20 protein-coding genes are annotated in these 20,689 nt (G+C 65.1%); 7 read left to right on the top strand and 13 right to left on the bottom strand.

Going from position 1 to position 20,689, the window contains the following annotated elements; all coding sequences use genetic code 11:
- Positions 1 to 38: 38 nt before the first annotated feature.
- Both ACTJKX_RS19125 and ACTJKX_RS19120 read right to left on the bottom strand, forming a co-directional pair.
- On the bottom strand, positions 39 to 575 hold the full coding sequence (locus ACTJKX_RS19125; RefSeq protein ID WP_440726162.1) for a flavin reductase family protein: 537 nt from the start codon (positions 573 to 575) through the stop codon (positions 39 to 41).
- A 161-nt stretch (positions 576 to 736) separates the two neighbouring features.
- The gene (locus ACTJKX_RS19120) at positions 737 to 2,149 is read right to left on the bottom strand and encodes an acyl-CoA dehydrogenase family protein (protein ID WP_311940789.1); all 1,413 of its coding nucleotides are present in this window, start codon (positions 2,147 to 2,149) and stop codon (positions 737 to 739) included.
- A 353-nt stretch (positions 2,150 to 2,502) separates the two neighbouring features.
- Between ACTJKX_RS19120 and ACTJKX_RS19115 the strand changes: the two genes are divergently transcribed.
- A complete protein-coding gene (locus ACTJKX_RS19115) occupies positions 2,503 to 4,215 on the top strand; it encodes an APC family permease (RefSeq protein ID WP_068287898.1) in 1,713 nt (570 codons plus the stop codon).
- A 102-nt stretch (positions 4,216 to 4,317) separates the two neighbouring features.
- Here the strand turns inward: ACTJKX_RS19115 and ACTJKX_RS19110 are convergent, their stop codons facing one another.
- A complete protein-coding gene (locus tag ACTJKX_RS19110; RefSeq protein WP_394313791.1) occupies positions 4,318 to 4,992 on the bottom strand; it encodes a TetR/AcrR family transcriptional regulator in 675 nt (224 codons plus the stop codon).
- A 24-nt stretch (positions 4,993 to 5,016) separates the two neighbouring features.
- On the opposite strand from ACTJKX_RS19110, the gene ACTJKX_RS19105 reads away from it, so the two are divergent.
- Entirely contained in the window at positions 5,017 to 6,183 is a 1,167-nt protein-coding gene (locus ACTJKX_RS19105; RefSeq protein WP_440726161.1) for a serine hydrolase domain-containing protein, read from the top strand.
- Here ACTJKX_RS19105 and gcvA read toward each other — a convergent pair.
- A complete protein-coding gene (gene gcvA / locus ACTJKX_RS19100; RefSeq protein WP_440726160.1) occupies positions 6,165 to 7,079 on the bottom strand; it encodes a transcriptional regulator GcvA in 915 nt (304 codons plus the stop codon). The two genes, ACTJKX_RS19105 and gcvA, sit on opposite strands and share 19 nt — an antisense overlap.
- A 124-nt stretch (positions 7,080 to 7,203) precedes the next feature.
- Here gcvA and ACTJKX_RS19095 point away from each other — a divergent pair, with 124 nt between their 5' ends.
- The gene (locus ACTJKX_RS19095) at positions 7,204 to 7,812 is read left to right on the top strand and encodes a LysE family translocator (RefSeq protein ID WP_415080301.1); all 609 of its coding nucleotides are present in this window, start codon (positions 7,204 to 7,206) and stop codon (positions 7,810 to 7,812) included.
- Between the two features lie 136 nt (positions 7,813 to 7,948).
- On the top strand, positions 7,949 to 8,182 hold the full coding sequence (locus ACTJKX_RS19090; protein ID WP_311940771.1) for a tautomerase family protein: 234 nt from the start codon (positions 7,949 to 7,951) through the stop codon (positions 8,180 to 8,182).
- Positions 8,183 to 8,200: 18 nt separating this feature from the next.
- On the opposite strand, the gene ACTJKX_RS19085 is transcribed toward ACTJKX_RS19090, so the two are convergent.
- Positions 8,201 to 9,634: a DEAD/DEAH box helicase family protein gene (locus tag ACTJKX_RS19085; protein WP_440726159.1), complete on the bottom strand. Its 1,434-nt coding sequence runs from the start codon at positions 9,632 to 9,634 to the stop codon at positions 8,201 to 8,203.
- Positions 9,631 to 9,873 (bottom strand): DUF3297 family protein, encoded by a 243-nt coding sequence (locus ACTJKX_RS19080; RefSeq protein ID WP_311941021.1) that lies wholly within the window; start codon positions 9,871 to 9,873, stop codon positions 9,631 to 9,633. Before ACTJKX_RS19080 ends, ACTJKX_RS19085 begins: the two co-directional genes overlap by 4 nt.
- Positions 9,874 to 10,022: 149 nt before the next feature.
- Here ACTJKX_RS19080 and ACTJKX_RS19075 point away from each other — a divergent pair, with 149 nt between their 5' ends.
- Positions 10,023 to 10,220 (top strand): hypothetical protein, encoded by a 198-nt coding sequence (locus ACTJKX_RS19075; protein ID WP_068287917.1) that lies wholly within the window; start codon positions 10,023 to 10,025, stop codon positions 10,218 to 10,220.
- A gap of 244 nt (positions 10,221 to 10,464) precedes the next feature.
- On the top strand, positions 10,465 to 10,644 hold the full coding sequence (locus ACTJKX_RS19070) for a hypothetical protein (RefSeq protein ID WP_311940764.1): 180 nt from the start codon (positions 10,465 to 10,467) through the stop codon (positions 10,642 to 10,644).
- A 96-nt stretch (positions 10,645 to 10,740) separates the two neighbouring features.
- Here ACTJKX_RS19070 and ACTJKX_RS19065 read toward each other — a convergent pair whose 3' ends face one another.
- Genes ACTJKX_RS19065 through ACTJKX_RS19055 form a run of 3 tightly spaced genes read right to left on the bottom strand, consistent with a single transcriptional unit; the run spans position 10,741 to position 13,318 of the window.
- Positions 10,741 to 11,493: an ABC transporter ATP-binding protein gene (locus tag ACTJKX_RS19065; protein ID WP_440726158.1), complete on the bottom strand. Its 753-nt coding sequence runs from the start codon at positions 11,491 to 11,493 to the stop codon at positions 10,741 to 10,743.
- Positions 11,493 to 12,332: an ABC transporter permease gene (locus ACTJKX_RS19060; RefSeq protein ID WP_440726157.1), complete on the bottom strand. Its 840-nt coding sequence runs from the start codon at positions 12,330 to 12,332 to the stop codon at positions 11,493 to 11,495. Before ACTJKX_RS19060 ends, ACTJKX_RS19065 begins: the two co-directional genes overlap by 1 nt.
- A gap of 8 nt (positions 12,333 to 12,340) precedes the next feature.
- Positions 12,341 to 13,318: an aliphatic sulfonate ABC transporter substrate-binding protein gene (locus ACTJKX_RS19055; protein WP_376717740.1), complete on the bottom strand. Its 978-nt coding sequence runs from the start codon at positions 13,316 to 13,318 to the stop codon at positions 12,341 to 12,343.
- 308 nt (positions 13,319 to 13,626) lie between these two features.
- Here ACTJKX_RS19055 and ACTJKX_RS19050 point away from each other — a divergent pair, with 308 nt between their 5' ends.
- Entirely contained in the window at positions 13,627 to 15,798 is a 2,172-nt protein-coding gene (locus ACTJKX_RS19050) for an anthranilate synthase component I (protein ID WP_440726156.1), read from the top strand.
- A 306-nt stretch (positions 15,799 to 16,104) separates the two neighbouring features.
- Here the strand turns inward: ACTJKX_RS19050 and ACTJKX_RS19045 are convergent, their stop codons facing one another.
- The 4 genes from ACTJKX_RS19045 to ACTJKX_RS19030 form a co-directional block, all read right to left on the bottom strand.
- Positions 16,105 to 17,298, bottom strand: coding sequence for a glycoside hydrolase family 172 protein (locus ACTJKX_RS19045; protein ID WP_440726155.1), 1,194 nt, complete (start codon positions 17,296 to 17,298; stop codon positions 16,105 to 16,107).
- Between the two features lie 42 nt (positions 17,299 to 17,340).
- A complete protein-coding gene (locus ACTJKX_RS19040) occupies positions 17,341 to 18,183 on the bottom strand; it encodes a carbohydrate ABC transporter permease (RefSeq protein WP_311940751.1) in 843 nt (280 codons plus the stop codon).
- Positions 18,176 to 19,072, bottom strand: a complete 897-nt coding sequence (locus ACTJKX_RS19035; protein ID WP_440726154.1) for a carbohydrate ABC transporter permease — start codon at positions 19,070 to 19,072, stop codon at positions 18,176 to 18,178. Before ACTJKX_RS19035 ends, ACTJKX_RS19040 begins: the two co-directional genes overlap by 8 nt.
- A 241-nt stretch (positions 19,073 to 19,313) precedes the next feature.
- Positions 19,314 to 20,669, bottom strand: a complete 1,356-nt coding sequence (locus ACTJKX_RS19030) for an ABC transporter substrate-binding protein (protein WP_440726153.1) — start codon at positions 20,667 to 20,669, stop codon at positions 19,314 to 19,316.
- Positions 20,670 to 20,689 lie beyond the last annotated feature (20 nt).

The raw sequence follows: 20,689 nt of genomic DNA, 5'->3' as shown, positions 1-20,689 counted from the left end.
CGGGCAGGACGCGCCCGGATGATTGACGATATGCAGCGCTACTCGGCTTCCTCTCCCAGCACCCGGTAGCGGCCGCCGAAGAAGAGCAGCGGCTCGCCCTCGACATTGTGCTCCATGTCGACCACCCGGCCGACGATGATGCGGTGGTCGCCGCCCTCGTACTGGGCATGGTGCAGGCAGTCGAAGGCCGCCATCGTGTCCGGCAGGATCGGCGCCCCGAAGCGCCCGGCCGTGTAGGCCACATCCGCCCATTTGTCCTGGCTCTGCCGCGCAAAGCGGGCCGAAAGGGCGCGTTGTTCCTTGCGCAAGACGTTCACGCAGAAGCCCGGCGCTTCCAGGAAGGCCGACAGGCTGCGGGCCTTGTTGGCGATGGAGAACAATACCAGCGGCGGATCGAGCGAGACCGAGGAAAAGGAATTGGCGGTGATGCCGATCAGCCCCGCGGTCGGATGGGTGGCGGTCACCACGGTGACGCCGGTGGCAAACAGGCCGAGCGCCCCGCGAAAGCGCAGGGGATCGATGGCTTCTGGAACGGTATCGGCCTTCGCTGGCTTTGTTGCAGAACCCTGGACCATCTTGCCTCATACCCTTACCGACGTCGGCGCTTGCGCTCCGACACCGGTATACCCCGGATTCGCCCGAATCCGGGAGGCAGCCGCAAACCATTGCCGCCTCGTCGGGGCGGAAACCGAAACGGACCGCATTTCCTGCCGGGGATTGCGTTTCCAGCCGCATCTTACGCCGTCTTCCGAATGGCAGGGGGATTGATTTCCGCCAGAAGCCGCTCGGCCAGAGCGCGCTTGGCGTCCACATCCATCTTCTTGATCTCGTTGTTGAGAACCCGCTCGTTGATCGAGGTGTTCCAATAGTCGACCGCCTCGAAACCCAGCAGCGAGGTCTTGCCCACGAACTGGCGCAGCACCTCGTTGGTGGGCCCCATCACCCAGCCGGCCTTGGCGTCGCGCAGATAGCGCTCGATCTGCAGCTCGGGCTTGTAGCCGGTGCCGCCGCAGGCATGCAGCATCTTGTCGGAGACGGCGGCGACGTTCTTGGCGGCAGCGAATTTCAGCTGCCAGAGCCAGTGCAGCAGGCCGGCACGCGGCAGGAAGGAGACATCGTTCTTGTGGATCGACCAGTCATTGTTGCCGGTGGCGTCGTCCAGCGCCTTGGCGATGAGGAAATCCATCGAGCGCACCACATTGGTGTCGATGATCGCTTCGCCTACGTAATCCTGGATGGTGGCGTAGTCGGCCACCCGCATGCCGACATCCTTGTGGGTCTTCTTGGTGGTGTGCGCCTTGGCGATGTCGATCATGCCCATGGCGATGCCGCTCCAGCAGGCGGAGGAGCACAGCAGGAAGAAGGGATCGACGATCTCGTCATTGGAGCGGGCGCCGTCCCCGACCGGGCCGACCAGGCGGTTGCGCGGCACCACCTTGTTGACTTCCAGCGGGCCGGACTGGTTGCCGCGCAGGCCAAGGCCGTTCCAGCTGCCGGGATCGCTGGTGATCTCATCGCCGAGGATGAGGAAGCAGGAGAGGTCGGCATAATTGCCGTTGAAGTTGGGAGAGGTCGTCTGGACGATATACCAGTCGGCAAAGCCGCCGGAGGTGGTCCAGGACGCCTTCTTGCGGACGTGCCAGCCTTCCTTGGTCTCCTCGACGCCCGAGGAGATCGGATACCAGAAATGCGATCCGGTCTCCGGATCGGAATAGGACAGGGTGCCGATCAGGCAGTCCTTGTCGAGACGGCGCAGGATGTCCTTCAGGGCTGCATTGTCGTGATGGCGCAGCAGGGCGGCGGCGACGGCACCGGTATGCATGGTGTAGCACATGGCCGTGGAGGCACAGCCATAGCGGGCGATGGTCTCCACCACCATGGCGACGCAGATGTGATTCTCGCCCTGGCCGCCGAGCTCCTTGGGCACGATCAGGCCCAGGAAGCCATGCTCGGCCAGGATCTGGAAATTCTTGCGCGGATAGGCGCGGTTGCGGTCGCTCTCGACAGCGTTGGCGCGCATCTCCGTCTGGCACAGCTCGATGAGCTTGGCCTGCAAGGCCTTCTGGCGGTCGGTCAGCATCCATTGCGGATCCCACTCGAAACCGAGGCCCCAGAATGGCTCATTCCCCCACATCTTGCGTGACGACATACGGGCATCCTTCGAATGGTTCGTCCCGCGCATTTTGCCTGCCCGGTGACGCCTGAAGTTTCCAGAGAAGAAACAAGTTTGTCCAGCAGGAAATTTTATCAGCCCGAATTCTTTTTGCTCCGTGACGGTTGGAGCCCTCCAATCGGATTGCTGTTGTGCTCAAAAAATAGGCAGAAATTCGGTTATTTCCCAGGGAATCGCAGAAAACTAAGGGTTGACGCTTCCTCAGAGTGTGTCAATCTTCACTCGCAGTAAAAAAGAGAGACGGTGGGTGAAGACGAGAGCCGTCGTGGAACTCTCGCAGCCAGCACCGCCCCAGCATCCAGTGCAGTCGATCAGATCCGGGGAACACAATGACGGCGACAACTGACGCAAATACGAGCGCAGGGGGCGAGAGCCAACTGCTGCGCCATATCGATTGGCGAGGAGCCTTCTGGGTAGCAAGCGGCGTACCGCCGCTCGTGCTGTTCTCGATCGGCGGCATTGCCGGCACCACCGGTACGCCGGCCTTCCTGATCTGGACGGCCTCCATGATCATGGGCTTCATCCAGTCCTTCACCTATGCGGAGATCGCCGGCCTGTTTCCCAACAAATCGGGTGGCTCCTCCGTTTATGGCGCCACGGCTTGGCTGCGGTACTCCAAGTTCATCGCGCCGCTCTCGGTCTGGTGCAACTGGTTCGCCTGGTCACCCGTGCTGTCGCTTGGCTGCTCCATTGCCGCCGGTTACATTCTCAATGCCCTCTTTCCAATCCCCGTCTTCACGGACAGTTCACCCGAAGTCCTGGCCTATATCGCTGCCCATGCCGGCACGGCGCCGGCTGACGCCATCACGGCGGTGACGGCCGCGGCGACCCCGGCGATCAGGACCTGGACGCTGTTCAGCCATACCTTCCCGCTCTTCGGCTTCTCGCTCAATTCGGTCTTCTTCATCGGCGCCGCGCTGATGCTCCTGACCTTCGCGATCCAGCATCGCGGCATTCTCGGCACCGCCAACACCCAGAAGATCATCGGCCTGATCGTCATCATCCCGATGCTGATCGTCGGCATCGTGCCGATCATCACCGGCCAGATCAACTGGGCCAACTATTCGCCGCTGGTCCCCCTCGCTACGGCCTATGCGCCGGCGCCCGGCAGCTGGAACGTCGCGGGCTGGACCCTGGTGCTCGGCGGCATGTTCATCGCGGCCTGGTCGACCTACGGCTTCGAGACCGCGGTCTGCTACACCAGCGAGTTCAAGGATCCGGGCCGCGATACCTTCAAGGCCATCTTCTATTCCGGCCTTCTGTGCATGCTGCTCTTCATTCTGGTGCCCTTCACCTTCCAGGGCGTGCTCGGATTGAACGGCATGCTGGCGACCCCCATCGTGGACGGTTCGGGCGTGGCGGCGGCGATGGCCGACATGGTGCATGGCGGCGCCATTATCAGCCAATTGCTGGTCATGTTGATGATCCTGGCGCTGATCCTGGCCATCATGACCGCGATGGCCGGCTCCTCCCGTACCCTCTATCAGGGCTCGGTGGATGGCTGGCTGCCCAAATATCTGAGCCATGTGAACTCGCATGGCGCCCCGACCCGGGCGATGTGGACCGACCTCATCTTCAATCTGATGCTGCTCGCCATCGCTGCGGCCGATGCCACCAGCTTCTTCTTCATCCTGGCCGTGTCGAATTGCGGCTACATCATTTTCAACTTCCTCAACCTCAATGCCGGCTGGATCCACCGGATGGACAATGGCCACATCAACAGGCCCTGGAAGGCGCCGACCTTCGTCATCGCCATCGGCGCCATCTTCGCCTATGTGAATGCCATGTTCATGGGGGCGGGCGCCAAGGTCTGGAACCCCCTGGCGCTGTGGGCGGGCCTGTGCACCGCCGCCCTCATCATCCCGGTGTTCTGCTACCGGCACTACATCCAGGATGGCGGCAAGTTCCCCGAGCACATGCTCGACGATCTCGGCCTCAGATCCGTCGACCTCCAGCAGAAGAAGGCCGGCATCCTGCCCTACCTCACCCTTGTGGCCGGCCTCGCCGTGGTGCTGCTGGCGAACTGGTATTTCGTCCTCTGACAAGGCCATACGGGCTTGACGATGAACGGGGCGCTTCGGCGCCCCGTTTTGCGTGAATAGGTTGAGACAATCCAGGGACCGGGCTTCGTCCCGCCGGGCCGATCAGGTCCGATAGCGTTCGAGCTGCGCGATGCCGAGCCGCGCGATGCCTGCGAGCTCTTCGCCGCTGGCACCGTCCTGTGCCTGCACGGACATGCCCTGTACCAGGGCGCCGAGGAAGCGGGCGAGAGCAGCCGTATCGGTATCCGGCTTGAGGTTGCCCTCCCTGACGGCGCGCTCCAGGCGTTCGCGAAACATGGCAAGGGCGCCCAGGCGCAATGAAGAGACATGCTCGGCCACCGGCCTGTTCTCGCTGGCGCAGCGCAGCACGGCGGTGGAAATCATGCAGCCGGGCGGATGCTCCTTGCGGGCATATTGGTCGGCCCAGGCGAGCAGGATGCGCTCGAAGGCCCGGACCACATCCGCCTCCTGCGCCAGTATTTGCGGCCCGAAAGCACCCACATGGCCGCGATACCAGATCAGGGCCTCCCTATGCAGTTCGGCCTTGGAGCCGAAGGCGGCATAGAGGCTCTGCGGCGTGATGCCCATCGCCTCGGTGAGATCGGTGATCGACGCGCCCTCATAGCCGAGGGCCCAGAAGGTATGAGCGGCGGCAGCGAGCGCCTCTTCACGATCAAAGCTGCGGGGACGCCCGCGGGGGCGTCTTTCGGCTTCGTTATTTTTCACAGTGTTCACTCTAGAAATATCCGAAGGCCTGCTGTATTCAGGAATGACCATTGTGATAATAGTGGATGCCCGCTCATGAGTCTTCAGCCAAATGTCGCAGCCCTTTCCGCTGATCCGTTCCTCGACCGCCTGGATGGCGTGATCGACCGGGCGCTGGCCGAAAAGCGCATTGTCGGTACGGTCGTTCTCGTCGCCAGAAACGGCGATCGTGTCTATGAGCGCGCGGCCGGCCTGGCGGATCGCGAGGCCAGGCGGGCGATGGCGCCCGATACCATTTTCCTGCTCGCCTCGATCACCAAGCCCTTCGTCACGGTGGCGGCCATGCGCCTGGTCGAGCAGGGCGTGATCGGCCTCGACGATCCCGTGTCACGCTGGCTGCCCGACTTCCGCCCGCGCATGGCCGACGGGACCGAGCCGGTGATTCGCCTGCGGCATCTCATGAGCCACAGTGCCGGCCTCAGCTATGGCTTCCTTGAGCCGCAGGGCACGCCCTATCACCAGCTCGGCGTCTCCGATGGGCTCGACCACCATCCCGGCCTGACGCTGCCCGAGAATCTGCGGCGTCTGGCTTTGGCGCCGCTCGCCTTCGAGCCCGGTGCCGCCTGGCGTTATTCGCTGGGCATGGACGTGATCGGCGCCGTGCTGGAGCAGGCGAGCGGGGAAAGCCTGCCGTCCCTGGTGCGCCGCCTGGTCACCCGGCCGCTTGGGCTCGCCGATACCGGCTTCGCGGTGACGGACAGGTCCCGCCTGGCGACCGCCTATGCCGATGGCAACCCCGAGCCGCGATTGATCGAGGACGGGATGGACGTGCCGCTTTGGGATCAGGCGGTGCGCTTCTCGCCGAGCCGGATCTTCGATCCTGAGGCCTATCCGTCAGGGGGCGCCGGCATGGCTGGGACGGCCGGGGAGGTTCTCGCTCTCCTGGAGGCGATCCGGCGGGACGGCGCTCCGCTGCTTCGGGCCGAGACGGTGCGCATGATGATGACGGACCAGATCGGCAGCGAAGCGCAGGGGCCGGGCTGGCGCTTCGGGCTCGGCTGGGCGGTGCTCGACGATCCCGGCCTGGCGCTGTCGCCCCAGACCAAGGGCACGATCCGCTGGGGTGGTGCCTATGGCCACAACTGGTTCATCGACAAGGAAAGCGGGCTCAGCGTCGTCGTCCTGACCAACACGGCTTTCGAAGGCATGTCCGGCGCGTTCTCGCTGGATGTCCGCGACGCGATCTATGGCGCTGCGCCCTGAACCAGGAGGGCGGCTGCGGTCGCCTTGGCTTCCGCCAGCAGCCAATTGCGGAAGCGGCCCACATCGGGCCGTCCGGCGACAGTGCGGGGGTAGACCAACCAGTAGCTGTAGTCGTTGGGCAGGATCGGATCGACCGGGCGCACCAGGCGGCCTTCCCGCAGGGCGCGTTCGGCCAGGAACAGTTTGCCGAGCGCCATGCCCTGTCCCTCGGAGGCCGCCTGCAGCAGATGGCCGTGGTCGTCGAAGGCATGGCCCGCGGCAAGGGCGGCTTCGGGCAGGCCGGCATGGCGGAACCAGCGCGACCAGGCGTCCCTGGGCGTGTCATGCAGCAGATGGCTGGCGAGCAGGTCTGAAGGCGAGCAAGGCGAGGGCAACCCTGCTGCGACCGCCGGACTGCAGACCGGGCCGAGCATCTCCTGGGCGATCAGGTCGGCCTTGAGCCCGGGCCAGCGGCCGAGGCCCGAGCGGATGGCGAGATCGAAGCGGTCCTCAGTGAAGGCCCAGCTATCGGGTGAACTCGTCAGTTTTAGCTCGATATCGGGATGGCTTTCGCGAAAACGCCCGAGCCGTGGCACCAGCCAGCAACTGGCGAAGGAGGGCAGCACCGTGATGCGCAGGGGACCGTCGTGCCGGCCGCGCACGGTCTCGGTCACCGCCGCCAGGCGATCGAGCACCTCGCCGACTTCGGCAAGATAGGCACCTCCCGCCTCGGTCAACCGCAGGGCATGGCCCGCGCGCTCGAACAGCCGGACACCCAGCCAGGTTTCGAGCTGCCGCACCTGATGGCTGATCGCCGTCTGGGTCACGCATAATTCGTCGGCGGCCCGGGTGAAGCTGAGGTGCCGGGCACCGGCCTCGAAGGCTCGGACGGCCACCAGCGGCGGTAGGCGACGCATGCTCGATGAATCCAGTTCATGGAGGGCGTGAAAATAGATCGTTTTGTCCGGCCCGAATAGTGGTGTTTCCATCCTTCCAGCGTACCGGCCCGTGCCCGGTGCGGCGTGTTGAAATGAGATCGCCATGCTCGTCTGGAATGTCTGGATTCTCTTCGCCGGCTATGCGGTGCCTCTGGTCATCAGTCCGGGACCGGGCAATACCGTGCTCACCGCCATGGGCGCCCAATATGGCGTGCGCGGTTCCGTGCGCTTCTGGGTGGGCTTCGAGATCGGCAATCTGGCGCTTTGCCTGATCTATGGCTTCGGCCTGGGGGAGGTCGTTCGCGCCCATCCCGGTTTCGCCTTCGGGCTGAAACTGGCGGGCATAGCCTACTTGCTCTATCTGGCCTGGAGCTTCTTCCGGTCGGCGGGCCACGACGCCGCTTCTGCGCAAAAGCGCCAGCCGCATCTCGGCCTGGTCGACGGCATCCTCTCCGTCGCCGTCAATCCCAAGATCCATTCGATGGTGCTGGCGATGTTCACGCAGTTCCTCGATCCCGCCGCCGGTGTCACCAGCACCGTCATCCAGCTCACGGCCGGTTTCGTGCTGATCTCGGTGCTCTGCCATTTTCTCTGGATCTATGCCGGAGCCAGTCTGCTTGGGCGTTTCCGCTCCGAGCGTGCCCAGCGGGCCCAGGGCTGGACCTTCGGCACCTGCATGCTGCTGGTCGCCGCCTTTACGGCGATCAATTGAGGATCGGTGCGGCGGCGTGACCTTCCGCCCGCGAGCGGACACCTCGCAACTGGTCCTGGCTTGGCCGGCTCAACCGGTCTATGAGCGCAGCTGGAAGCGTGCCCATGTTCGGCGGGCAGCGGAAAGCGGAGAAATTATGCCCCACCTCATTGTGAAAATGCTGCCCGGCAGGTCCGAGGAGCAGAAGCGCAAGCTCGCCGATGCCCTGACCCAGGCCGTGATCGACAGCCTGAACAGCCAGGACAAGTCGATCTCGGTCTCGATCGAGGACGTGCCGGAAGAAGAGTGGACCCGGAAGGTCTACATTCCCGACATCCAGGACAAGCCGGATCTCGTCTACAAGAAGCCCGGTTACGACCCGTTCGCCTGACGGCGGATAGGCCGGCGCTCAGCGTGCCTCGGCGGCTTCCTCGATCACGCCGGCGATGGCATCGAGCATGGCGGTGTCGTCGCCGGCCATGCCGTCCATGTCGGCCATGCGGCCGATCACGGTGGCCGCGATCTTTTCCTCCACCGTATTCTCGGCATAGGCGTAGTAGATCACGGCGCGCTGGCCGTCACGATGGCAGCGCCCCTCGATCTGCTGGAGCTGGATGGCGCTGTGGCGCATGTCGTGCACCACCAGCGAACGCTCGCGTTCTCCGCCCGGCATTTCGCCACGGTGGAGGGAGATCGCTTCGGTGACGGTGAACACCACGGCATCGAGCTCGCCGCGCTGGAAGGCCTGTCTGACGGCTTCGTTGCGCTCGCCGCTCTGGGTGCCGTTGATGGCGTCGACGCGCCAGCCATGGCCCCGCAATTTCTCGACCAGCAGGGCGCTCGTTTCCAGGAAGGCGACGGAAATCGCCACTTGCTGGCCATTGTCCATCAGGTCGTCGGCAAAATCGGCGGTGCCGGCGACGCGCAGGAGGCTGCCTTTCTGGCGAAAGCGCAGATCGGCGGCCCAACCCGCCGCCCGCCGCGTCGAGCCGCCGACCAGGCCGAGTTCCCGGCGGAATTCGCGCCAGGTCGCCTCATAGAGGCGCCGGTTCTCGGCATCGAGCGCGGTCGGCGTTACCTCGCGCTGCACTTCGGGCCAGCCGGCGATCTCCTCGGGCCGACGACGCAGGCCGATGGCATCGCGCCCCTTGTAGAGTAGAGAGGACATTGTGCGGCGGTCGTCCTCGTTCGGCTCCCAGGACCAGTTTTTCCAGCGCCCCTTGGCGCGCCCGATCCCGAGCCGCTTCATCAGGGCCCGGAAGCCGTCGAGATCGGCAGCCAGGCCCTCGCCCTTCCGCTTGTCGCCTTCCCGCGCGAGCAGGCGGGCGAGATAGGAAAGTTCGTGCGGCGCCTGCCCGGCGGTGGCGCTCATATAGAGGGTGAAGTCGGCGGCCGCCGCCATCTGGCGGCAGACCAGTCCCTGCTGCGAATTGGGATTGCGGATGCGGTGGGCTTCGTCGATCACCACCAGCGGCCAGCTACGCTTGGGCGTGCCGAGCTTGGCGAGCTCGTTGTTCTTGGCCCGGGTCGAACGCTTGGTGCTGGTGGCGGGCGGCGCCATCAGCACCTTCGTGCGCTCGAAATTCATCACGGTGACCGCCTTGGCCGGCAGGCCGGCCTGCGTCATGGTCAGGCGCCATTGCGGAATGGCCCCCTTGGGGCAGATCACCAGGATTTCCTGTTCCGGCATGGCGCTCAGCGCCAGCCAGGCCGACAGCGTCTTGCCGAGGCCGGTCAGGTCGCCCAGCAGGAAGCCCGGCCGCCCGGCGCGGCGGGCGGCGAGGATGGCCTCGCTCGCCTCGACCTGATGCGGGCGGGGGATGAGCTGGGGTGCGGTGCTCACGCCTCGTCGCGGAAATAAGGCTCGACCTTGCCCTTGAGCTTGATGGTCAGGGGATTGCCGCGCCGGTCCTTGGCATTGCCGGCGGCGACCCGGATCCAGCCCTCGCTGACGCAATATTCCTCGACATTGGTCTTCTCGGCGCCGTTGAAGCGGATGCCGACGCCACGCTCCATCAGGGCCTGGTCGAAAAAGGGGCTGTCGGGATTGGCGGCGAGGCGGTCGGGTGGGCTATCGGTCATCACGTCTCTCTCATGAAGATGTCAGACGCCGGATTAGCGCCCCAGGGCCGGAATGCCAACGCCTGATGTGAATTTTATGCCATCGGGCGTGCCTTTCGCCGCAAGGCCGTCTAAGGAAAGCTCTGATGTAACGAACAAGGAGTGGCGCGATGGATGATCGGCCCATGAAGAAGGCCCGTATGCTCGCCGAGATCGCCAGCATCCAGAAGCAGGCCAAGGTCCTGGCGGTGCAGAAGAACCGCGGCGCCCATTACGAGCGGCTGGCCCGCGAGGCGGAAGAGCGCGTTGCCAAGCTGCGGGAATCGATCGCGGCCATCGAGGCGGAGCTCGCTGCCGCCAAGCAGTGAGGCGCAGCGCTATTGGAGTGGCAGGTTGCTGCAAGGTGCGGCACCGCCTGCCTGCGAAGGTGTCAATTGCATTGCGGATTTATGTCAGGAATGCAATATTGCATACGTGTTGAGCGAATTGGTTAAGAACTCGCCATATTCGACCCTTTAGCCATGCGAGCTATGCAATTCGGCATTGCGACGATGTATGTTGCAGCGCAACATGAGAAGGTGGATACTCCTTGGCAACAAAGGAGTAGTCATCATGATCTTCGCAAGCATCATTGCTTATTTTAAGGACCGCATGGCCAAGCAGGCCGAGTTCCTGCGCCTGCTCGATGAGATCAACAGCCTGTCCGACCGCGATCTGCGTGATCTGCGTGCCGACCGCATGGAAATGATCCGTCATGCTCGCCAGCAGGTCTACGGTGCCCAGGCTGTCTGAGCACCGCCTTCCGTCGACGGACGAGTTTCGAACGCGCCGCCTTCTTCCCTGAAGGTGGCGCGTTCTGCTTTTGGGGGCAATGAACCCTCGGCAGCATCAGGCATAGGCAGGCATCTGGCCGTGCAGGGAGTGATCGAGAGCCTTGCGTAAATAGCGCCTGGCCTGTTCGAAGGCTGCGCTGTCGCGATCGCGAGGGCGAGGCAAGTCGACGCTGACCGTCTCTTCGATACGTCCGGGCTTCGGCGCGAGGACGACGACGCGATCGGCGAGCAGCAGCGCCTCCTCGATGTCATGCGTGACGAGAAGAAGGGTCTGCCGGTCCTCCAGCCAGAGCCGGGCGACATGATCCTGCAGGCTCGCGCGGGTCAGCGCATCGAGGGCGGAAAACGGCTCGTCGAGAAGAAGGATGCCCGGCCGCGCCGCCAGGGTGCGGGCGATGGCGACGCGCTGGGCCATGCCGCCGGACAATTCCTTGGGCCATCTTCTACCCTGTCCCTCCAGACCGACGCGTGCGAGGACTTCGGCGACCCGCCTGTCTCGCTCCTGCCGGGGCAGGCTGGCGAGGCCGAAGGCGACATTCCCCGCGACGGTCAGCCAGGGCAGGAGGCGCGGCTCCTGGAAGACGAAGCCGACGGTCTCCGCCGGGCCGCTGATGGGCACGCCATCGATCTCCACCCGCCCACAGGTCGCGGTTTCCAGGCCACCGATCAGGCGCAGCAGCGTGCTCTTGCCGCTTCCCGAGCCGCCGATGATGGCAACGGCCTCGCCGGGCGCGACGGACAGGTCGATGCCGCGCAGCGCCTGCGTGGCATTGGCATAGGTCTTGTCGAGATTACGCAGCGACAGCATCAGCGGTCCCCGCCGGCGAAACTGTCTTCGTGACGCAGGAAGGGGTGGCTGAGCGCGACCAGGATCATGTCGCTCGCCTTGCCGATCAGCGCGAACAGGACGATGGTGGCGACGATCTCGTCGGGTTTGCCCAGTTGCTGGCCATCGACGAGCAGATAGCCGAGCCCTTCGGAGGCTCCCATGATCTCGGCAGCCACCACGAACATCCAGCCGAGGCCGAGGCCGACCCTGAGCGCCGTGACGACCTGTGGCAGGATCGCCGGCAGGAGGATGCGCCGTACCAGCTGCAGCCCTTTCAGCCGGAAGACCTGGCCGACCTCGACGATCTTGCGATCGACCGAGCGGATCGCGCTGGAAACGCCGAGATAGACCGGAAAGAACACGCCGATGGCGATGAGGATGATCTTGGATTGCTCGAAAATGCCGAACCACAGGATGAAGAGCGGTACCCAGGCGAGGGAGGGAATGGCACGCAGCCCCTGCAGCGTCGGGTCGACCAGGGTCCGGAACAGGGACGAATAGCCGGAGGCAGCGCCGAGTGCGATGCCGGCGAGAGCGCCGAAGAAGAAGCCGGCCCCGACCCGGGCCAGCGTTGCGAGGACGTGGGTGGTGAGGTCGCCATTGCGCGCCAACTCCAGCAGCGTCGCGGCGATGCGGCTCGGTGGCGGCAAGAGCCGTCCGTCGCTCCAGCCGGCATGGACGGCATATTCCCATGCCAAGGCGAGGGTGAGGGGCAGAAGCAGCCCGGCATAAGGCCGGACATGGCGAAGAGAAGGCCTGGTCGCCGGACGCCGCTCTTTCAACGCCTCCGGCGCGGCAGGGCTTTCGAGTGCCGTCATCGCCCGGCCTATTGCGTCTGTGCGCCGAAACGCGGGTCGATCAGCCCGTTCACTGCCGCGGGCACGTCGATCTCGGCCTTGATCACGCCGGCGCCCTGCAGGGCTTGCCCGGCGGCCACCAGGGTCTGTCGCTGGGCGTCCCCGATCGTGCCGGTCGACAGGTCGGTGCGGGTGAGCTGGCGTTCGATCACCGCATCGGGCAGCTTGGCGGCCGCGATCAGGCTCTGCTTGAGATCGGCGGGATTGGCGAGGGCGTGCTGGCGGCCCTTTTCATAGACGGCCAGCACGCGGCGCACGAGCTCGGGATGGGCAGCGGCAAAGGCCTCGCGCACATTCAAGACTCCCCAGCTGTTGAGCGCGGCATCGCGGAAGAAGAGTTTGGCGCCATTTTCAACCTCCGCGCCGGCCATGATCGGGTCGAGCCCCGCCCAGGCGTCGACATCGCCGCGGATCAGGGCAGCCTTGCCGTCGCCATGCTGAAGCGGCACGAGCGCAATGTCTTTTTCCTTCAGCCCGGCCGAAGCCAGCGCGCGGATGAGGAAGATGTGAGGATCGGTGCCGCGCGTTGCCGCCACGCGCCGGCCCTTGAGATCGGCGACGGCGGCGATGCCGGTGTCGGGGCGCGTCACCAGCGCAGTCCATTCCGGGCGCGAATAGACATAGACGGCTTTGATCGGATTGCCGTTGACGCGGCCGACCAGGGCGGCCGCTCCCGCCGTCGAGCCGAAATCGATGCTGCCGGCGTTGAGGAATTCGAGGGCCTTGTTGGAGCCGAGGGACTGGACCCAGCGCACCGCGATGCCGTCGGCCTTGAGCTCCTCCTCCAGCCAGCCCTTGTCGCGGATCAGCAGGCCGACGGGATTGTAGGTGGCATAGTCGATCCGCAGTTCGGACGGATTGTCGGCGGCCCTGGCGAGCCGAGGCGCTGCAAGGCCACCGGCGACGAGGGAGGCTAGGCCGGCAATGAAGCGGCGTCGGGTCGGCAGAGCGGGGCGGGACACGGCATATCTCCGAAACAGATCCTCGTTCTATTAATACATAAAGATTGTAGACAAAATAGATAAAAACATCTCGCTCGGCCGCCCGAAGGGGATTGTTCTCGCTGGGCATGGCTGCTAGCATCCGGCCATGCGCATTTCGTCTTTCTCAGCAAGCTGGTGGTGGCCCGTCTAAGCACGGACGGCCACGCATGATCATTGCACATCTGGCCGTCCCGGGAGGGGCGGCTTTTGATTTTTTGAAGATCAGCGCAGGAGCACCCAACCCGAGACGGCCGCAACTCGGAGTTGGCTCCATGACGGACCATATCTACCATTCGGCCGGCGGCATCCGGATCCATCGCACTTGCCGCGACCTCGACTATCCTCATGACCTGTCCGCCCTCGTCGATCGCCTGGACCGGCAGCGGGGCGCGCTGTTCTCCTCGGGCTGCGAAGTGCCGGGGCGCTATCGGCGCGGCGAGATCGGCTTCGTCGATCCGCCGCTGGTCATCACCGGCAAGGGCCGAAGCTTTCGGATCGGGGCCCTCAACCCGCGCGGCACCTGCCTCATCCCGGCTATCGAGGCCCGTCTGCGCCCGCTCGATCTCTTCGAGACCTTCACCAGGGGTGAGGACTATCTCTCAGGTACGGTGCGCGCGGCGGAAGGCGGCTTTGCCGAAGAGGAGCGCAGCCGCCAGCCCAGCCTGTTCTCGCTGCTGCGGGCGGTGGTCGAACTCTTCGCCGCGCCCGACGACCCCCATCTCGGCCTCTACGGTGCCTTCGGCTACGACCTCGTCTTCCAGTTCGAGCCGATGGACCTCAGGCTGCCGCGCGGCGAGGACCAGCGCGATCTCGTGCTCTATCTGCCCGACGAACTGGTGGTGGTCGATCATGCCCGCCGGCGGGCGCAACGGCTGAGCTACGATTTCGGCGTCGAGGGACGCTCGACCCGAAACCTGTCCCGCGCCACCGAACCCCATCCCTATCGCATGCTGGCCGGCCCGGACCTGCCGCCCGAGAGCGACCACGCGCCTGGCGAATATGCTGCCATGGTCGAACGGGCCAGGGCCGCCTTCGCCCGCGGCGATCTGTTCGAGGTGGTGCTGGGGCAATTGCTGTCCAAACCCTGCGCGCAAGCGCCGAGCGCGGTCTTTCGCCGGCTCAACAGCGCCAATCCCTCGCCCTTCGGTGCCCTGATCAATCTCGGAGAGGGCGAGTTCCTGGTGGCGGCCTCGCCGGAAATGTTCGTGCGGGTCGACGGCCAGCGCGTCGAAACCTGCCCGATCGCGGGCACCATCCGTCGCGGCGCCGACGCCCTTGAGGATGCCGAGCGCATCCGCGAGCTCCTGAATTCCGCCAAGGACGAGGCGGAACTGACCATGTGCACCGATGTCGACCGCAACGACAAGTCGCGCATCTGCGAGCCCGGCAGCATCAGGGTGATCGGCCGGCGACAGATCGAGCTCTATTCACGCCTGATTCATACCGTCGACCATGTCGAGGGCCTGTTGCGGCCGGGCTACGACGCCCTCGATGCCTTTCTCAGCCATGCCTGGGCGGTGACGGTGACCGGGGCACCCAAGCGTGGTGCGATCCGCCATATCGAAGCCGAAGAGAAGAGCGCCCGGCGCTGGTATGGCGGGGCCTTCGGCTCGATCGGCTTCGATGGCGCCTTGAATACCGGCCTGACGCTACGCACCATCCGCCTGCAGGATGGGGTGGCGGAAGTCCGTGTCGGCGCCACCCTGCTGCATGACAGCGATCCCCTGGAGGAAGAGGCGGAAACCCGGTTGAAAGCCTCCGCCATGCTGGCCGTGCTCGAGGAGGAAACCCCCACGGTTGGCCGGCTGGTGGTACCGGTCCGCAGGGCTGGCCCCGGGCCGCGCCTGCTGCTCGTCGATCACGAGGATAGTTTCGTGCACACGCTGGCCGGCTATTTCCGCGCCGCCGGTGCCGAGGTCGTGACCCTGCGCCCGGCTTTGGCGCGGCAAAAGCTCGCGGACGGGGAGCCGGCAGATCTCCTGGTGCTCTCGCCGGGGCCGGGGCGGCCGGCGGATTTCGCCATGCAGCGGACCCTGGCGCTTGCCTTGCAGCGCGGGCTGCCGGTCTTCGGCGTCTGCCTCGGCCTGCAGGGCATGGTCGAATATTTCGGTGGCCGGCTCGACCTGCTCGCGAGGCCTATGCATGGCAAGGCCTCGCGGGTGGAGGTCGAGGACGGCAGGCTCTTCGCCGGCCTGCCCGGCAGCTTCCCGGTGGGGCGCTACCACTCCATCCATGCCGATGCGCAGGTTCTGCCGGCGGAGCTGCGGGTCACCGCGCGCGACGGCAACGGCGTCATCATGGCGGTGGAGCATGCCAGCCTGCCGCTGGCCGCCGTGCAGTTCCACCCGGAATCGGTAATGACCAGGCCCGAGATCGGCCGACGGATGATCGAGAACGTGCTGGCGATGATCGGAGGTGAGGCCGTGGCGGTCGCGGCGGAGTAACAGTCGGCAAGGACGACCTTATCGCTGCCGGAAGAGGCGGGTGAATCCCTCCCCGGTTTTGGCTGCCGGATTCACACATCTCAGTATTGGCAGTATTGAGCGCAGGAAATCCTTCCCCGAAGTCGGGGAAGGATTTCTCACGCCTTTTTCTGCCTCGTCGAGATGTGTGGATTCAATGGCCGTCGTCGAGGAAGGATTACTGCGCTTGGTTCTGCGGAAATAAGCGCATGTCTTGACGGTTTCCTGTGAGCTCTAGGTCACCTTGCTTCCTATCTCGCTTTGGTTCTCTGTTCCGAACCCGCGTCCTCAGCTCCCACCATCCATGCGCAGGTTCCAGGTCTCGTAGGGGCGGCGGAAGGTCGGCAGGCGATCCTTCATGGCGGGCAGCGGCGCGAAGGGCTTGTGCGGCTCGGCCTGATACCAGAATGCCACCGAGGAGAGGTCGTCCGAGCGCCGGTTGGCGTGGCCGTGCTCGATGCTGACCCGGATCGATCTATGGAAGATCACCGGGTCCTCGATGTGCCAGCGATAGAGCGTCACCGGTTCGGTCCAGTTCGGGCCGCCGGCGGCGATGATGCCGTGATACGGCGCGCTGTAGTCCTGCGTCGGGCACCAGGCCGTGTTGAAGTAATCCTCCGTGCCGGTGCCGTGCAGGGTCGGCGGCCACGCATCGTTGGCGCCGGGGCTGCTCTCGCTGCGCGGTGCGATCGGCGCGGCCTTGGGCCCGATGCGCGGATCGGGCTTGCGCACCGTGTCGGGCACCGACAGGCCCGGCTCGCCATCGACGAAGATCATGTCGTCGCCCTCGCCATACCAGTCCCATAGGTCCGAGCGCCGCCGCGAATAGACGCTGTAGAGCACGCCGACATAATGGCCGTGCCCCTCCGCCTCCAGGATGGTGTAGTTGTCCTTGCCGTCGACGGTCTCGCCGCCGAACAGGAATTGCTCGTTGGCCAGGCCCGTTTCGTCCACGCCTTTGGGCCGGTCCTGGCGATATTGGGCGTGGAAGCGGCCGAGTCCCGGCTCGAGCTCTTCGTGCAGTTCAAGGTCGACATAATAGTAGAACAGCAGGTCGTCCTCGGCCTCGTTGGTAATAGTCAGCCTCATGTGGCTGGCGAACGGCATCGGGAAATAGCAGTTGAAGGCCTTGCCATCCTCGGGGCTGGCCTGCACCGGCAGGCTGGCGAAGTTGCGCGTGGCGGCATGGCCCATGCCGAAGAAATCGCCGATCGGTGTCTCCACGCTCGGATGCTCCTCGCCGTCCCAATAGGCCCGGAGCACGATCTTGCGCAGGAACAATTCGCTCTTGCAGGCGAGCGTGGCCCAGATATGGGTGACGATGCCGGCGCCGGCATATTCGGCGATGGTGATCGTCTGCCCCGGCTCGATATGCAGCCTGTCGTCATTGCCGCCGGTGCGGTCATAGCTGGAGAAGCGGCGGGAGCGGCCCTCGCGCAATTTGGCGAGGCCGCGCAGGGGCGAAAGTCCGGACTGGGTCATGCTCACTTCCTCGAAAGGCTTTTTTGGAAACAAGGGGGCGGCTCATTTCAGGCCGCTGGTCTTGATGGATTCGGTGATCTGGCGCTGGAACACGGCAAACAGGATCAGCATCGGCAGCGCGACGATGGTCGAGGCCGCCATCACATAGTTCCAGGCCCCGGCATATTGGCTGCGGAAATTGGCGATCGCGACCTGGACCACCCATAGGCTGGAATCGGAGGCGACGGTGAGCGGCCAGAGGAAGGCGTTCCAGTTGGCGAGGAAGAACAGGATGGCCAGCGCCGCCAGGATCGGCCGGCTCAGCGGCAGCACGATGCTCCAATAGATGCGCCAGCGCCCGGCGCCGTCGATCAGGGCGGCTTCCTCCAATTCGCGCGGCAGCGACAGGTAATATTGCCGGAGGAGGAAGATGCCGAAGGCGTTGAAGATCGAAGGCACGATCAGCCCGGCATAGGAATTGAGCATGCCCATCGCCCGCACCAGGATGAAGAGCGGCACGATGATCACCGGCAGCGACACCAGGAAGGTGGAGAACATGGCGAGGAAGATCGCGTCCCGCCCCGGGAAATGCAGCCGGGCCAGCGCATAACCTGCCATGGAATGGAAGAACAGCGCGACGAGGGTGACGATCGCCGAGACCAGGAAAGAATTGAGCAGGTAGCGCAGGAAGGGGATCTCGGTCAGCACATAGAGGAAGTTGCCGATCGTCGGCCGCTGCGGCACCAGATCGGGCAGGAACACCTCGGCCGGCGGCTTGAAGGCGACGACCAGCATCCAGACCAGCGGGAACACCGTCATCAGCGCCAGGACGAGGCTGACCAGCATCCACAGGAAGCGCACGAGCTGGCCCGATGGGGGCAGGGCAGGGGCGTTGCGCTCAGGCATGATGGAAGCGCCCGCCCCGCGTCAGCCTGAACAGGATGAGGGTCACGGCCATCAAGAGCGCCACTAGCAGCGAGGCCATGGCCGAGGCATAGCCGAAGGCGCCGAACTGGAAGGCCTGGCGATAGATGTAGACGATCAGGGCGGAGGTGGCGTTGGCCGGGCCGCCCTTGGTCATGACATAGATGAGATCGAAGACCTGGCCACCGGCCGCCGCCATCACCACCGAGACCAGCACCACGAAGAAGCTGGTGGGACGCAGCAAAGGCAAGGTGATGTAGCGAAAGCGGCCGAGCGCACCGGCCCCGTCGAGCTCGGCCGCCTCGTAATATTCGGTCGGAATGTCCTGCAGGCCGCCGAGGAAGATCAGCATGTAGAACCCCATCATGAACCAGACGCTGACGGCCACCAGGGTGAACAGCGCCAGGTTCGGGTCGCCGAGCAGGGAAAGCCCGGGCAGGCCGAGTGAGGCGGAGAGGCGGGAGAGGATGCCGACCTTCTCCACCAGCAGGATCTGCCAGACCATGGCGACCACCACCAGGCTGACCATCTGCGGGGCGAAGAACATCGAGCGGATCATGGTTTCGAACCGCCCGCCGCGCTGTACCAGCAAGGCGAGGCCAAGCCCGCTGACATAGAGGGCGGGCACCAGCAGGGCGGCATAGATGAGCGTCACCCTCAGCGAGGTCCAGAACAGCGGATCGCGCCACATCCGCCCGTAATTGGCCAGGCCGACGAAACGATAGCCGCCGAAGCCGTCGACCTCATAGAAGCCGATGGCCAGCGCCAGCAGCATCGGCAGGCCGACGAAGAGGGCAAGCCCCACGGCGTCGGGCAGTACGAAGAGATAGCCGGCGAGGACATCGCGGCGGGCGCTGCGAGCGGATGTCATGGCGCGGCTCCCGCAAATCCATCAAGCGAGCAGTACAAGCCGCGACCACCCTTCTCCCCTTGCGGGAGAAGGTGCCCCGTAGGGGCGGATGAGGGGAGAAACGCAACCTTGCAAGGCGTCCGCCAACACCCCTCATCCGGCGCTTCGCGCCACCTTCTCCCGCAAGGGGAGAAGGGTGGTCGCGGCTTTTTCTGAGGCCGCGCGCCTGCATCCCATATCGACGACAACACCACCCTACCCCTCACAGGATCGGTGCGCCGCTATAGCCGGCGAGGAAGGCGTCGAGCTGCTGGCTGGCCGCCGTTGCCGCTTCACGCGGATCGGTGCCGCCGAGCTGGGTCGCCTGGATCGCGTCGGAGATGATCTTGTAGACCTCGGGCGGTACGCGCGGTTCGGCCCGCGTGCCCGGATAGATCTCCTTGGAGAAGACGCCCATCCGGCCGGCCTGGAAGGCGGCGGAACCGGCGGCGAGGGCGCTGGAGCGCGGCGGCATGTCGCTCTTGGCGGTCGTGCACCAGTCGAGCACCCGCTGGATCGAACCCTTGTCCATCGAGGCCAGGGCCCAAGCGCAGAATTTGGCCGCCGCGTCGGGGTTCTGGCCCTTGGCATTGGCGACGAAGGCCCAGCCGCCGCCGACGGTGACATACTTCCCGCCGGCCGGAACCGGCAGCTTGAACACGCCATAGGGCATGTCCTTGGCGTTGTTCTCCATGGCGGCGATGCCCCAGATGCCGACATTCTGCATGGCGGTGAGGCCGGCGCCGAGATTGGAAACGATGTCGAAGCCGCCGCTGACCACCTGCCGGGGCGCCGCGCCGGACTGGATGGCGTCCTGCCAGAGCTTGAGGGCCTGCACGGTGGCGGGGGAGTCGAAGGCGCTCTTGCCGTCCTTGCCCTGGATCTCGCCGCCGCCCTGCCAGAGGAAGGGATACCAGGTAAAGTTCTGATAATAGCCCGGCGTGGTCTCGAACAGCACGCCATAGCGGTTCGAGGTGGTCAGCTTCTTGGCAAGCTCGAGGAGGTCGTCCCAGGTCTTGGGTATGTCGTTCTCGTTGAGTTTGGCTTCCTCGAAGGCCTTGACCGAATAATAGAAGGCCATCGGCTCGACCTCCATGGGCACGCCATAGATCTTGCCGTCGACCTTACGGTTGGCGATCACGCTATCGGGAAAGTCGGTGCGGGCTGCTTCCTCGATATGGGGCGTGAGATCGGCCAGCACGCCGCCATTGTAGTAGCGCAGGAAATCGCCGGGGCTGATCAGGAAAATGTCCGGCCCCTGGCCCGAGGCGAATGCGGTGGCGAGCTTGGAGCCGGAGATGTATTCGCTGTTGACGATATATTCGAGCTCGACCTTGGGGGAGTGGTCGGCATTCCAGGCCGCCACCAGATCCTGGAACCATTTGACCTGCGGCTTCACGTCCCCGCCCGGCGCATAGAACTGCCAGAATTTCAGGGTGGCGTCCTGGGCCTGGGCCCCGGAGCGGCTGAGATAGGGGGCATTGAGGAAGCCGCCCGCCAGGCCGGCGCCGGCGACGATGAGGTTGCGCCGGCTGATACGAGCACCACGGTTCTCGGGACCTATGGCCTTCACAGTCATGATTTCCTCCCTGTTGCCGG

The organism is Labrys sp. 22185 (genome assembly GCF_052045555.1).
GTDB lineage: Bacteria > Pseudomonadota > Alphaproteobacteria > Rhizobiales > Labraceae > Labrys > Labrys neptuniae.
Note: the sequence above shows the minus strand (reverse complement) of the source record. Positions and strands in the feature narration are given on the sequence as shown.